Here is a 14,385-nt window from a genome sequence, read left to right on the forward strand (position 1 = left end):
AAAACATTCATTTTGAGTGCAATTATACAAAATAAAACCGACGAAAAGACTAAAAAGTCGGATTAAATGAAATACAGTCCCAATTTTTTAACATAAAAAAGGCTCAAAACCTTTTAATTAACAGATTTTTAAGCTTTAAAAATTGCAAATATACTATTAGATACATTAACCTCCGTATATTTTAAACAAAAACATTTCATTAGTCGTAGAACATATCGAAATCCTACATATATTGTAAAAAATAAGATCAATCATATGGAAAATAGTGTGCCAAAAAAAAGTTGGTTTAGTAGAAATTGGCCTTGGGCAGTTCCTTTAGGTGGGTGTTTAACATTAATTGTAGTATTAGTTATTCTTTTTGGCGCAATGATTTTTGGCGTCTCAAAAGTCTTTACTGGAACTGTGCCCTATCAAGAGGGAGTGGAAATGGCAAAACAAGATGAATATTTGCAAAAAGTATTAGGAGAACCAATAGAGGCAGATGGTATGATGTCTGGAGAGATCTCTACTTCTAATGGTTCTGGAATAGTTGATATATCTATACCAATAAAAGGACCTGATGGAGAGGCAACTATATATATAACAGGCACTAAAGAAAATGATAAATGGACGTATTCAAAAGTTGATGCAGTTATTAAAGAAACAAATGAATCTGTAGATTTATTATGGGGTGAAGGTGAAAAAATTAAGGAAAATACATTTAATTGATTTTTAAACCAAAATAAAATACTCCTCTGATTTACTTTTAAATAATACAATGATAAAAGTAATTAATGTATTGTTTATCATATTCACGTTCAATATTCTTAATTTCAACTTCATCAAGATGAGTTGTCATTTTAAAAGAAGTTTTACATACATCAAATTATAGTGTCCAATAACACTACTATTGCTTTATAAATTGTATTCAATTCTTTCTCTGTAATTACATAAGGAGGTAGTATATAAATTGTATTTCCCAAAGGTCTTAATGCTATTCCATTTTTCATAAAATGCTCAAAAATTTCATAACGTTTTTTACCATAACGATCCATATTTATATTCAAATCTAATGCATAAATCACACCTATTTGGCGAGTTGATTGCACCTTATGATGATTTCTGATTTTAGTATCAAATTCCTGATGTGACACCATGATTCGTTGTATATTATTTTGAATCTCTTCTGATCTTAATAATTCGATTCCAGCCAGGGCAACTGAGCATGCGATGGGGTTTGCAGAATACGTATGTGCGTGAAAAAAAGCCTTCCCTACAGAATCATCTAAAAAGGCATCGTAGATATTCTGAGTACAGCTTGTAACCGCCATTGGCACAAAACCAGCGGTTAATGCTTTAGACATAGAAATGATATCTGGTTTAGTATCTATATACTCAGAAGCAAAATTCTTACCTGTTTTACCAAAACCAGTCATTACTTCATCTGCAATGGTAAGCACTTCATTTTTTTTACAAATCTCTAAAATTTTATTGAGATGATCCGCCTTAAACATGTGCATGGCATTCGCTCCCTGCACTAAGGGTTCATAAATAAAAGCAGCTACCTGATTATTATTAATTATGTTTTGCAACTGCTTTAAAACTTCTGCTATGTTCTGAGAAGTAGGCGTTGGAATACGTTTTACATCTATAAAAAAATCTTCAAAAGGACCATTGTATACCGATAGCCCCGAAGCAGACATTGCACCAAAAGTATCTCCGTGAAAACCATCTTCAAAAGCAATAATTACATTTCTCTTTTCGCCTCTATTAAAATAATATTGCAAGGCCATCTTAATCCCAACCTCATTAGCAGTTGAGCCATTATCAGAGAAAAATATTTTCTGTTGATTATCAGGCAAAATATGGATTAATTCCTCTGATAGCCGTATGGCTGGCTCATGGGTAAATCCTGCGAATACAATCTGGTCTAGCACACACATTTGTTCTTTTACTTTCTGAATAATATACGGGTTACAGTGACCATACATTGCTGTGTACCAGGATGCGATTCCATCAATATAAGTTTTTCCTTGATCATCATATAATAAAGCTCCAGTTGCTTTTACAATTGGTAAAGCATCAGGATGAATTTTATGTTGTGTTAATGGATGCCACAAATGTTTTTTATCTCTTTCTTGTAAATTCATTGTATCTGTTTCTGTGGTCTTCGATATAAATTCCTCTTTGGATAACTCTATCATTTTCTTAGTACTTCTTTACATATTTTTTCAATAACATCAATTTCACTATACATTTCGTGTTTTTTGCCAACGTATATTTCTTTCTTTATTTCAAAATCATCAAACCAAAGATGATTGGGTTTATAACAATCTTGTTGCCCAAAATACAATTGAATATCACATAATGGTTTTTGAGTTTCATAACGTAATCTGGTAGAAGAAATAGCATATAAGATGTCTACATTCAACCCTTGTAATGCGGCTTTCCAAGCAATAGTTCCACCAATACTAAATGCTATTATTGTTATTTTTCCTGTTTCAATAGCTAATAATTTACGAACAGCGGCTTCAATTCCGGTAGTAACAAATTCATTGTGGATGGTAGCTTCTAATTTATGTGCTATCTCAACATCTCCTAAAACACAAGAATCATATATTTCAACTTCAAAAATGGGACTTAGTAACTTATAATACACTTTGAGCCATTCTACATTTCTAACTCCCCATAAATCTGATAGCACTAATAATCTTGGTTTCATTGCTTATAAATCACTTAATGCTTCCCTAAACAGATCGGCATATTCCAGGATTACATTTTTATCAAAATAAGGCTCATTATCTATTCTTCCAATGACAGAAGCATTTGTCATTTTTTTTATAATACTCTCTGTTGTATTATGTTCATTTCCATTAAAAATAATAACCGGATTAAATCCTTTTTGCTGTAAAAGCTGTATCGTAAGCAAGGTGTGATTAATACTTCCTAAGTAATGCCTGGACACTACCACTACCTTGTAATCTGATTGTATAAGATCCAGGATCGTTTCGGTATCATTGATTGGCACTAATAATCCTCCTGCACCTTCAATAATTAGATCATTTTTAGTTTTCGGAAGCTGAATACTTTTACTATCAATAGTAACTCCATCAATTGCAGCAGCCGCGTGCGGACTCATGGGTGTTTGTAATGCATAACTATTCTTATGGAATACAGAAACCTCATTAGACACTAGCTCCTTTACTTTGTCTGTATCCGAATATGTTAAATCTCCTGCCTGGACAGGCTTAAAATAATCTGCCCGTAGTGCTTCTACTATTATTGCAGATACTATTGTTTTACCCACATCTGTACCGATCCCCGTGATAAAAATTTTTTTCATTTTAGATTAAATTTATGTCTACAAGCTTCACAACGATAAGAATATTTAGTATAAAATGGAAAAATTCCAAATATAAACCCAAACAAAAAAGCTAATAACGATTCTATATCTTTAATTGTAGTAAAATATTCTACACGGTCACTTTGACAATTAGGACATTGAATCCTTTTCCCTATGTCATTATAAGAATAGTTTCCTATGTCTTTTAGTATACCTAATGCCTTTGGTTCGTCTTTAATTCGTACTCTAACTTTAACGCCTCCTATAGCATTACTTACTAACGGATCTGTATCTATAGTATGCATATCTTTCATGAACACTTCGATTCCTTCTGCTTCCAGCCTCCCCTTAAAAATCAACGCTTCAGATGAATATTGGTATACTGCCACAGTTTTAAACATCTCTTCCATATTTTTATATACCGTTTTAATCAATTGACAAACCACTAACAAAGATAGCCAACACGTCTAAAACTTCTTCTATTTCTTCTTTTGAATTATATGAGTGTAAACAAAAACGTAGCCGTTCTTTTCCTTCTGGTACTGTAGGTGATAGAATTGGTTTTACATTACACCCTTTTTGTTGGATTGCAAGGGCTATTTCTTTTACCGTGTTATTACCGGAAATTATACAACAATGAATAGCAGAGTAACTTTTAATAAACCGAGATCCCAGACCGACTTCTCCTATTTTTTGATTAAAAAATAGAATGTTCTGCTGTAGGTTTTCAATTTCATTAGTGATTTGTAGTTCCTGATAGGCAGATAGAATTGTAGCTAACGAGTGAGGGGGTAATCCTGTAGTATATATAAAACTTCTGGAAAAATTAATTAAATAACTTTTTAGTAATTCACTTCCTAATATTGCGGCTCCATGGCACCCTAGGGCTTTACCAAAGGTAATAATCCTGGCAAAAACCTGAAGTTCTAACCCTAAGTCCTGAATCAATCCAACACCTTGTGTTCCAAAAACTCCGATAGCATGTGCTTCATCAATAATTAAACGACAGTGATACTCTTTACATAAGATCGTAAAAGCTCTTATATCTGGAGAATCTCCATCCATAGAGAAAACAGACTCGGTAACCACATATATTTCTCCAGTACCTTTATTATGCCTGCGATTATTAGCGGTGTGACCTTGGAGTTTTTTTTCTAAATCTTCTAAATTATTATGTGTAAACTTATAAGATGTGGCAGTACTCATTCTAATTCCATCTCGAATAGAAGCATGGATCAATTCATCATATAAAATAATATCCCCGCGCTGAGGAACAGATGAAAACAAACCTACATTAGCATCATATCCAGAATTGAAAATTAATACTGCTTCAGACTTATGAAACTTGGCCAATTGCGTTTCTGCCTCTTCATATAGTGAGTGATTTCCCGAAATCAGACGTGATCCGGTAGCACCGTTTTGACAGAGAGCTTTTTCTTTCAGTATTTGATACGAATGATCAAAAACTTGTGTGTTTCTGGAAAAACCTAAATAATCATTTGAAGAAAAATCAACTAAACTTATATCTACAGGAAGTGCTCTTAAGGCATTATTCTCTTCCCGTAACTGAAGCTTCTTCTTAAGTTTATTAGGCAAACTTTTCATACTGCTAAAATACGACAATACCCTGATATGGATTATTCTTTTACTATTTTTAGCTTAAAGGATTCATTTATAACATTTCTACTTTTTTATCAACTAAAAGCTTTGTTAAAAAGAAGTCTTACACCAATACGCTAATAAATCTTTAGTTGTATATATTATATATTATAACGGTTCTGCCTCAATGAACTGACACAAAATATATACTTACTAAAAATCCTCATAGATATTGAGAATCTATAAGGATTTTTAAATCTGTTTATAAAGAAAAATCTCTGCTTTTCGCAAATTACCTTATAACTTCTTCTGATATATCATTTTCTGTAACTATATCGTCAATCACAAATTCTTCTGATACCGATTCTTCTGACACTTCTTCCACAGGAGCGCCAGAATCTCTCAAAGATTTGAATTTTTCTAACTGATCTTCCTCTCCTGTAAAATAAGGAAAAACATCCATAATAGGAGACTCAGAAATCGCAGGGATGGTATAATCTCCCGTAGTACCTTTCATCATCGTATTCGTATTATCAAATGCTTCTTTTACATCGTTTGCCTGCACTAACAAATACAAATTCGTTTTTCTTTCCTTTCCGCTCTCTTCATCAAATGCGATTAAAGAAACTTTTGACTTAAACCAACGATCTGAATTTTCGAACGGATGTATCTCTGCATAATTAGCAACCTTTATATTTGTAATTTTAAATTCTTCGCTTACATACGCAGACATTTCTTCATTAATTCGGGTTTCTGCTTCGGTATACGATATAGCATCTATTAAATAAGGCTCTGTAACAACTTTTTGTACTCCAGAATCATTAACTTTTCTATATTTTACTTTACATTCATACCAAGTGGCGCTCATATCTTTTTTTTTAGGTTGCCAAATATAAATGTTAAAAAAAGTTTTAACCATTAATATTTATAATAGATATTCACAATGTAAAGATTATATTTAGCTCTCAAAGTTTTGTGAAAAAATGAATCGTCAGTTCACCTATACCACCGCATCTTCAGATCAGGAATTACAAGAGATTCTACTTCTTCAAAAAAAGAACCTTCTTACCTATATTACCAATGAAGAAAGTACACTAGAAGGTTTCGTAACAGTTCAACACAACTTTGATATCCTACAGCGCATGAATCAAAGTCAACCACATACTATCGCAAAGGATGGAGATAAAGTTATTGGATATGCACTAAGTATGACTAAAGATTTTGGAAATGCTATTGAAGTTCTTAAACCCATGTTTGTCAAGATTGAAAATTCTTTTTTGAAGGATACATCCTATATCATTATGGGTCAAATCTGTATTGATAAAACGTATCGTAAAAAAGGTATATTTAGAGGGCTCTATCAAACTATGCAGGAATCAACTAAACCTTATTTTGAGACTATTATAACAGAAGTAGATGCACTCAACAAACGTTCTTTACAAGCTCATTATGCTATTGGTTTTCAACTATTAAAGACATACCGCTACAAAGGGCAAGATTGGAAATTAATTTATTGGTCTTAAAAAAGAATTAATAATCCGATACGTATAATCTTTCTTGAAATTTCTACTGGCGATTAGGAATTGACTAAAACAACATTTATCTGGACACAAACTACTTATTGCAAAATAAAAAAGAGTGCCTCCGCACTCTTTTTCTTCACAAAAATCATCTTAATCTAGGGGGCTAATTCTAATAAATTAAAACTCACTTTATATATACTTACATCTTGGGGAGGATGAAAAGATATATTAAATTATCACAATGTAAAAATACTACAAATTTTATATCTAACAAACTTTCTTGTGTATTTTATCTATTAAAAATGTTTTTAATCTTAAAAATTGAAATAAAAAATACAATAAGTAGTATTTTACTTACATTTAATTGTGTTTAATTTCAAATGGAAAGGTCTTTTTTATAGAGTTATGAAAGAGTAAAAGTTTTTGTCAGTCTGATTCTTGTAATGAAAGTATACAAAATCAAATTTATTATAAAATTATTTTATGACTTATATCATAAGTATAAATAAAAATAAATGAAATTTCTATAGTAACTTTGAAATGATAAAAACGAAAATACATAGACATGAAAAATTTACTGACGCTAGTGATCTTTTACTTAGGCTTTTTAGGCATTTCTCAAAATATCCAACGCGAAAATATAAATGGAAAAATTATAGTTGAAGGTAATGATATTGAAGGTGTAACTGTATATAACTCTTCATCAAAAAAAGGCACCGTAACTAATGAAAATGGTGAATTTATAATAGCAGTAGCACTCAATGATCTCCTGGAAATTAGAGCTCTCGAATATCAAAACTTTGATGTAAAAATCAATCGAACCATCTTAGAATCTCAAAGAATATCCATTTTTTTAATTGAAGAAGTTAATAAATTAGACGAAATTTTAGTGTCTAGTAAAGGACTTACTGGTAACATTAAAAAAGATATAAATAATGTAAGAACATTTAACCCAAAACTTAACGCTATTTATTTTGGAATAGAAAGTCCTTCGGCGCAAGGCTTTAGTTCAGATGACAAAAATAATATAGAAAACGTAACTATCCATTCGCAAGCGCAACCAATGGTTAATGGCTTAAACCTTGTAAATGTTGTAGATCAATTATTAATACCGCTTTTTAGAGCTGAAGTGAAAGATAAAAAAATAACTGGAGTTCCAGAAGTGCCGGTAAAATCTATTAAATATTATTTTGGATCCAGCTATTTAGTCGAGAATTTTAATATTCCTGAACATCGGGTGGAAGAATTTATTAGATATGTTGAAGATGAAACGTTTGATTTTGACTTATTAAATTATGGCCATGAATTAGAATTTCTTGAACTGCTTAATGAAAAGAGTAAAATATTTTTAAATACTAAAACAATTATCGACAAAAAAACTAAACATCAATAAATAAAAGCAAATAATAAAAAGGGGGGAAACAAAAAAGAGCGTCTCCACGCTCTTTTTCTTCACACAAATCATCTTAATCTAGGGGCTTAATCTAAAATTAAAACTCAACTCTTAAAGACTTTTATCCTTGGGGAAAAATAAAAGTCACTAACTAATTTTTCACTCTGTAAAGATAGTATAAATTTTGTAACACACAAACTTTTTGTGTCTTTTATCTTTAAAAAATGCTTTTTAACATATTAAACAACGATTTAATTAAAAATTGTAGTCTTTTACCTACTTTAAATTTATTTGTGTTTAGATCATAATTTCATATGTTAACATCAAAAATTAACAGTTCCTCTTCTACTAGTCAATGTATATATAACCAAAAGCCTTAACAAATGGAACTTTGACTATTTACTGTTTAGAGTAAATTAGTTTAGAGATATTACAAAACAAAAAAGAGCGTCTCCACGCTCTTTTTCTTCACACAAATCATCTTAATCTAGGGGCTTAATCTAAAATTAAAACTCACTTTTTATAATTGCTTTTATCTTGGGGATAATAAAAGCACTAATTAAATTATCACTCTGTAAAGATAGTATTATTTTCTTTATTACCAAACTTTTTGTGTTTTTTATCTTTAAAATACGCTTTTTAACATCATTTATTGATTCATATTAAAATAATGTAGTATTTTACTTACATTTAAAAATCAATATATAATTCAATAGTCCTTATTACTTATATATGTTATCTATTTTTATGTTTTTCAAAACACAAGCCTGAATACACTTCAACTGTATAGCGCAGCAGAGTAAGATATTTTAAAAAAAAACTGAGCTTAATAAATTATTTTTCAATAATTCTAAATCCCTAAAATAATCTTTCGATTACTAATTAAAAGGCATCAGATACTATTTTATATCATAAAATTAGTTATTCCTTTTCTACTTTTAAAAAATTCAAAAAGATTAATAACGATTGAAACAATATCTGTCACTCCTTATTTAACCATTAATACCTTTATGGATCAATAAAATTTAGCACCTATGAAGATATTCGGATCATCTATTAGCATTGACAAATTATACATTTAATCATTTTTTATAAACCTTTATCATGAAATATTTTGCGTTACTTTTTTGTTTTTCATTTAGCATGGTCACTGCTCAAAATTTAGGTCCCTGGAATTTAGATGACCTATATGAAGTTCCTGCATGGAAGACAACTAATGTGCAAAATGTTAATGGCTTTACATCAATTCTTTATGAATCTATAGATTATTTGGGTACTCCTGCAGAGGTTTATGCTTATTATTCTGCTCCAGAGGGAGTTCCTCCTAATGGAGGTTGGCCTGCTGTTGTATTCGTTCATGGAGGTGGAGGTACCGCTGTTACTGCAGCTGTTAGTAGTTGGAATGCTAAAGGCTATGCAGCATTAAGTATGGATTTAGAAGGACACTATCCTAACGGTAATGCAACTCCAAAACCAGGTCCTGCTCGTGTAGGTGCATTTGATGACTATACCTTACCATTTGACCAGCAATGGTACTATCATGCGGTTGCTCAGGTTATAAAAGCTAATTCGCTTATCGCTTCATTTCCTGAAGTTAATGCCAATAAGATTGGAATTTTAGGTGCTAGTTGGGGTGGGGTATTAACGAGTACGGTCATAGGGCTTGATAATAGGTTGGCTTTTGCGGTGCCGGTATATGGCTCTGGATATGTACCTGAAATTGATACGTATATAGGTAGAGCTATTACGAACGGAGCGAAAACTCAATTTGTGAATAGGTATTATGATGGAAGTGCCTATTTTTCTAGAGTCACAATTCCTACACTATGGATTAACGGTACTAACGATACCAGTTTTGCACTTACAGGTAACCAAAAGTCATCTAGAGCTGTAAACGGAAAGGCAATATTACGTTACTCCAAAAATTTCGGACATAGTAATTTAAACTGGACAACAGTAAAAGAGGTTTTTGCTTTTGCTAATCAAGTAATTAATAATGGTGTAGCTCTTCCAGATTTAGGAATGCCAACTATGGTCTCAAACACAGCCTCAGTTTCTTTTAGTGCTGCTGCAGGAATAGATAGTGCTGCATTATTTTATACCACGAGTGAAGCAGAATGGTCTACTCGTATTTGGGTAGCCAGTGCAGCAACTATTTCTGGAAATAAAATTATAGCTACGGTACCTTCTGATGCGACAACTATTTATTTTACAACAACAGACTCCCGAGGATATATGATAAGTTCTGAGTATTTTTTAACTTCTAATGCTACTGATCCTAATCCTGGTATATCACTAGGTAAATTTTATTTTGATAATGTAGGCAATAAACAGCGTATGAAAAGTAATAATGCTGGTACTGATGTGCTTTGTACAGGAACTGGTGATAGTGGTTGGAAAGGCTTATGGGATCTTATAGATGCTGGCAACGGAAATTACTATATAGAAAATGCTGCTACACAAACGAGATTACAGGGAACCGCAGCATCAGATCAGGCAGGGGTAAAATTAGTATCAAAAAATTATGGTGGCACTTGGGTGCAATGGAAACTGACACAGGTAGGGTCAAATTGGTTTATAGATAATGTTGCACATGGGACAAGGTTAAACAATAATTCAAATAATCAAGTAACAGTAGGTTCAATTAATTGGAATGGAGACTGGGTAAAATGGAAACTAACAGACAAGTTTGGTAATAGCCCAACTAATAAGGAAATTACATCTTATAATAAAGTTTCAAATATAAAAATATATCCAAATCCAGTATCAGATTCTTTTCAAATAAATAATGATAATATTAAAAGTGTTGAAGTTCATACTATTTCAGGAAAATTGGTCAAAAGTTTTGAAGAGTCTGCAAACTTTTATTCACTATATGATTTGGATACGGGAGTTTATTTAGTAAAAATAAGAAATACAGAAAATACACTGACTACTGCTAAGTTAGTCAAATTATAATTTTTTCATTTAAAGCAACTAAAAAAAATAATACTCAAAAATTATTAAACAACGAAAAATTATAAATGTTTAGTTAGGGTTAATAAACCGATTATGTGAAATCTGAAGGTGAACTTTACCACAAACTTTTCAAAAGAAACATTTTCATAAAATTGATGCGTATGTTTTTAAATTAAATTTTTGGAGGTACTGAACTCAAGTATTATAATAAAGAAATACGTCTGTAAAAGTAACTTTCTAACAGTAATATTAAATTTTATTGAATCTCTTCTGAAGTAGCCAAAAGTAATTTTAAGACGAATTCTATACAAATTCTTACAAATTCTAAAAGCCATAGAAATTCTTTAAAGAACTAAATGCAAATAAATATATTTGGTAATGAAATACTTCAAAAGTTAAAATAAAACTATTTGAAAAATATTATCATTTAACTTCAGAATTCAACAGTTATATATACTTATTTAATAAATCCGATAACAACAAGGCAAAGTAAAAAAGTTGTTTTTTATTTTATCCTGGTAATAAAAAAATGAAATAATGAAAAACAAACTATACAAATCATTTATATCAATTTCAATTTTGTTAGCCTTCACTACAACCATGGCACAACAAAGTGTGACTTTTAATACAAATAATCTGCAAGCAGGGGTTATAGAAAAAGGAGTGGGTAGTTTAAATGCCTGTTGGCTCATGGATTCTGACGAAGAACCAGTAATGCCAAGAAATGTATCTAACGAATCAAGATTTGTCGAGATGGGAATAGGTTCTTTACGTTTTCCTTATGGGCAATTAGCTAACAATTATTTATGGGATACACCACCTTATGGAGGAACTCTTGTTCCTAAAATATCGGCGCAAGACAGATTTCCTGCTGCAGGTAATTCAGTCTCAAACTGGGCAACTAATGCTAACGGGACGTTCAAAAATGACATGGATTTTGATGAATATATGGGTATTTGTGAAAGAAATAATATTAAGCCAATAGTAGTAATCAATATAATGTCTCACTTTTATAATGATGGAGTTGATGATATTACTTATGAAGAGCTTATTGAAGTAGCTGTAGAATGGGTAAAATATGCTAAAGCTAAAAATTATGATGTTGCTTATTGGCAAATTGGGAATGAAGCTGATCATAATCATAATTTAGAGGATTTTGGTGGAAGCGCACAAAACTATGCGAATTTATATAAGGATTTTGTAATAGCAATGAAAGCAGTAGATCCTACTATAAAATGCGGAACAGGGATTCTATCAAGAACAGCTTGGACAAGAGCCGTTTTAGATCTTCCTAATTCATCAAGTTTAGTGGATTTTGTAAGTACACATCAGTATTTATTTGGCAGACCAATAGGAAATTATGTTGAATGGTTAAATCATGATGGAAGTGATCTTAATAGTAATATAAAAGCTACTCAAGCTATTTTAGATTCACGTGGTCTTAATATACCTATACTAGTTACAGAATCCAACTCTTTTGGGAACTGGGATACTAATTCTCCTGCATTGTACAAAGGATTAAGTTGGTTTGATTTATTGATCACTCAACAAGAAAATAAGAATGTAGGGTATACATATATGTGGAATTCACATTCACTATGGGGAGGAGCCAATGGTGATGGAGGTCTTGCTAATGCCTTATTTAATGATGCTGGTAATAAAATAACAGCTATGGGATGGGCTATGAAAATTTTAAATGATACTGCAGAAGAACGGCCGATGATTCCTGATGATAAAGTACATGGTAAAACATATAGCTACGGAAATTATACCCCTAGTACCGGTAATATGACGATTTATTTAATGAATAAGAACACAACGGCTACTCAAATGTCTGTAACAATTAATAACTACGATACATCTACTGACAACTATGAGAGATGGGTATGGAAGGGCACTAGTAAGGAAGACCTATTTCCTACATTTACTAAAACAGGTGCTGTTGCTTTTACAGATAATGGATTTACCACAAGTGTACCAGCTCATTCATTAGTGGTAATTAAATTAAAATCCAATAATGGAGACACATCCGTTTCTGCAGGTAATGCATATTATATTAATAATGTAGCTACCAATAACAGGATAAAGTCTAATCCACTAGGCACTGGTATAGAGCCTGCACCCAGACCTGTTGATTTAGGATGGCTTGGTAAATGGAAATTAATTAATGCAGGAGAGGGTTATTTTTATATTGAAAATGTGGCAAACAAAATGCGACTACAAGGTACTGGTCAAACTGGCGAAGCTGGTATTACAATTGTTCCCTACACATATAATGGAGACTGGGTAAAATGGAAATTAACCAAAATAGGTAATAATTACTATGTAGATAATAAAGCTCATAATTCTAGATTATCTAATGGAGAGGACTTTATTTCGGTTGGTACTACAGGATGGAGAGGTAACTGGTCACAGTGGAGATTTACCGATGCAGCCATAACTAATAAGGAGATTTCATCTACTGAGAAAATTAATAATATAACAATGTATCCAAATCCAGCTACAAATGTAATCACTATTAATAATGCTGCAAATTCGACAATTCATGTATATGATATAAATGGTAGTAGGGTGCTTACAGCAAATATATTAAGCAATAGTGAAACCATAAATTTAAATAGTTTAGCTACAGGTATTTATTATGCTAAAGTTCAAAACACTAATACGATATCAACACTAAAATTTGTGAAGAAATAATAAGAGCTAATTTTAAGGTATAAGTATGGATTCCGTAATAATGTAAAATTTAAAAACTATAAAAACAAAAAAGAGTGCCTCCGCACTCTTTTTCTTCACACAAATCATCTTAATCTAGGGGCTTAATCTAAAATTAAAACTCACTTTTTATAATTGTTTTTATCTTGGGGAGAATAAAAACACTAATTAAATTATCACTCTGTAAAGATAGTATAATTTTCTTTATCACCAAATTTTTTGCGCATTTTATCTTATAAAAATGCTTTTTAACACATAAAAAGCGTCAAATAAATTTAAAAGTAAGAAAAAAGCTACTTTATTGTAATATATTACTTTATGGCGAAGAGATTGAACTTTACTATCCAATTCAGTTTTACACTTAGCTACAACGTATCCGTACATTATCGATCCTTATTACATCACTTTTAATAAAAATATTATGTAATTCTCATATAAACTCTCTTATTAAATCACAAAAAAAAATCCCAAACTTCAGAATTGAAGCTTGGGATTCACCATTTTATTAAATAATTGAACTAGTCGGCCAGTACGATTATTTTATTATCTTTCATTTCGATAGTTCCAGAATTAATGGGTAATAACGTCACTCCATTCTCTTTTTTGAATTTATCAGCAACTTCCTCTTCTAAATTCATTGTACCATAAACTTTCACATTACCTTTAGTTAATAAGGAAATAATAGGTGCGTGATTATTCAACATCTGAAATTCTCCTTCAACACCCGGCACTGAAACTGATGTTACTTCACCACTAAATAATACCGCTTCTGGAGTTACTATTTCTAAATACATATTTTTATAAATATTAAGTATTGAGTCACTAGTATAGAGATCATCATACGACAACAAACCTCAGTACTAGAACATCTCAGT

Annotated in this window: 12 protein-coding genes; 5 read left to right on the forward strand and 7 right to left on the reverse strand. The window is 31.3% G+C overall.

Going from position 1 to position 14,385, the window contains the following annotated elements:
* The first annotated feature begins 255 nt into the window (after positions 1-255).
* Positions 256-708, forward strand: coding sequence for a cytochrome c oxidase assembly factor Coa1 family protein (locus ABD816_RS08505; protein ID WP_344926426.1), 453 nt, complete (start codon positions 256-258; stop codon positions 706-708).
* Between the two features lie 152 nt (positions 709-860).
* Here ABD816_RS08505 and bioA read toward each other — a convergent pair whose 3' ends face one another.
* The 6 genes from bioA to ABD816_RS08535 form a co-directional block, all read right to left on the reverse strand.
* Positions 861-2,129, reverse strand: a complete 1,269-nt coding sequence (bioA, locus tag ABD816_RS08510) for an adenosylmethionine--8-amino-7-oxononanoate transaminase (protein WP_344926552.1) — start codon at positions 2,127-2,129, stop codon at positions 861-863.
* A gap of 50 nt (positions 2,130-2,179) precedes the next feature.
* Entirely contained in the window at positions 2,180-2,701 is a 522-nt protein-coding gene (locus ABD816_RS08515; RefSeq protein ID WP_344926428.1) for an alpha/beta hydrolase, read from the reverse strand.
* Positions 2,702-2,704: 3 nt separating this feature from the next.
* Entirely contained in the window at positions 2,705-3,322 is a 618-nt protein-coding gene (gene bioD / locus ABD816_RS08520; protein ID WP_344926430.1) for a dethiobiotin synthase, read from the reverse strand.
* On the reverse strand, positions 3,319-3,732 hold the full coding sequence (locus tag ABD816_RS08525) for a putative signal transducing protein (protein WP_344926433.1): 414 nt from the start codon (positions 3,730-3,732) through the stop codon (positions 3,319-3,321). The genes bioD and ABD816_RS08525 overlap by 4 nt, the downstream gene beginning before the upstream one ends.
* Before the next feature lie 16 nt (positions 3,733-3,748).
* Positions 3,749-4,927 carry an aminotransferase class I/II-fold pyridoxal phosphate-dependent enzyme gene (locus ABD816_RS08530; RefSeq protein WP_344926434.1) on the reverse strand — a complete coding sequence of 393 codons (1,179 nt, stop codon included), beginning with the start codon at positions 4,925-4,927 and terminating at the stop codon, positions 3,749-3,751.
* 286 nt (positions 4,928-5,213) lie between these two features.
* On the reverse strand, positions 5,214-5,789 hold the full coding sequence (locus ABD816_RS08535) for a DUF4494 domain-containing protein (protein ID WP_344926436.1): 576 nt from the start codon (positions 5,787-5,789) through the stop codon (positions 5,214-5,216).
* Positions 5,790-5,904: 115 nt separating this feature from the next.
* Here ABD816_RS08535 and ABD816_RS08540 point away from each other — a divergent pair, with 115 nt between their 5' ends.
* The 4 genes from ABD816_RS08540 to ABD816_RS08555 all read left to right on the forward strand — a co-directional run bounded on the left by ABD816_RS08540 (position 5,905) and on the right by ABD816_RS08555 (position 13,492).
* Positions 5,905-6,444, forward strand: coding sequence for a GNAT family N-acetyltransferase (locus ABD816_RS08540; protein WP_344926437.1), 540 nt, complete (start codon positions 5,905-5,907; stop codon positions 6,442-6,444).
* A gap of 565 nt (positions 6,445-7,009) precedes the next feature.
* The gene (locus tag ABD816_RS08545; protein ID WP_344926439.1) at positions 7,010-7,837 is read left to right on the forward strand and encodes a carboxypeptidase-like regulatory domain-containing protein; all 828 of its coding nucleotides are present in this window, start codon (positions 7,010-7,012) and stop codon (positions 7,835-7,837) included.
* Between the two features lie 1,104 nt (positions 7,838-8,941).
* Positions 8,942-10,795 (forward strand): T9SS type A sorting domain-containing protein, encoded by a 1,854-nt coding sequence (locus ABD816_RS08550; RefSeq protein WP_344926441.1) that lies wholly within the window; start codon positions 8,942-8,944, stop codon positions 10,793-10,795.
* Between the two features lie 537 nt (positions 10,796-11,332).
* Positions 11,333-13,492, forward strand: a complete 2,160-nt coding sequence (locus ABD816_RS08555) for a T9SS type A sorting domain-containing protein (RefSeq protein WP_344926443.1) — start codon at positions 11,333-11,335, stop codon at positions 13,490-13,492.
* Between the two features lie 536 nt (positions 13,493-14,028).
* On the opposite strand, the gene ABD816_RS08560 is transcribed toward ABD816_RS08555, so the two are convergent.
* On the reverse strand, positions 14,029-14,304 hold the full coding sequence (locus tag ABD816_RS08560; protein WP_344926445.1) for a F0F1 ATP synthase subunit delta/epsilon: 276 nt from the start codon (positions 14,302-14,304) through the stop codon (positions 14,029-14,031).
* Between the last annotated feature and the right edge of the window lie 81 nt (positions 14,305-14,385).

Origin of the sequence: Aquimarina addita, assembly GCF_039539305.1 — a bacterium.
GTDB classification, from domain to species: domain Bacteria; phylum Bacteroidota; class Bacteroidia; order Flavobacteriales; family Flavobacteriaceae; genus Aquimarina; species Aquimarina addita.

Coding starts and splice junctions, on each gene's coding strand:
- ABD816_RS08515 (WP_344926428.1), bottom strand. CDS start 2,701: ATGAAACCAAGATTATTAGTGCTATCAGATTTATGGGGAGTTAGAAAT.
- bioA (WP_344926552.1), bottom strand. CDS start 2,129: ATGAATTTACAAGAAAGAGATAAAAAACATTTGTGGCATCCATTAACA.
- ABD816_RS08530 (WP_344926434.1), bottom strand. CDS start 4,927: ATGAAAAGTTTGCCTAATAAACTTAAGAAGAAGCTTCAGTTACGGGAA.
- ABD816_RS08525 (WP_344926433.1), bottom strand. CDS start 3,732: ATGGAAGAGATGTTTAAAACTGTGGCAGTATACCAATATTCATCTGAA.
- ABD816_RS08560 (WP_344926445.1), bottom strand. CDS start 14,304: ATGTATTTAGAAATAGTAACTCCAGAAGCGGTATTATTTAGTGGTGAA.
- ABD816_RS08545 (WP_344926439.1), top strand. CDS start 7,010: ATGAAAAATTTACTGACGCTAGTGATCTTTTACTTAGGCTTTTTAGGC.
- ABD816_RS08535 (WP_344926436.1), bottom strand. CDS start 5,789: ATGAGCGCCACTTGGTATGAATGTAAAGTAAAATATAGAAAAGTTAAT.
- bioD (WP_344926430.1), bottom strand. CDS start 3,322: ATGAAAAAAATTTTTATCACGGGGATCGGTACAGATGTGGGTAAAACA.
- ABD816_RS08540 (WP_344926437.1), top strand. CDS start 5,905: ATGAATCGTCAGTTCACCTATACCACCGCATCTTCAGATCAGGAATTA.
- ABD816_RS08555 (WP_344926443.1), top strand. CDS start 11,333: ATGAAAAACAAACTATACAAATCATTTATATCAATTTCAATTTTGTTA.
- ABD816_RS08550 (WP_344926441.1), top strand. CDS start 8,942: ATGAAATATTTTGCGTTACTTTTTTGTTTTTCATTTAGCATGGTCACT.
- ABD816_RS08505 (WP_344926426.1), top strand. CDS start 256: ATGGAAAATAGTGTGCCAAAAAAAAGTTGGTTTAGTAGAAATTGGCCT.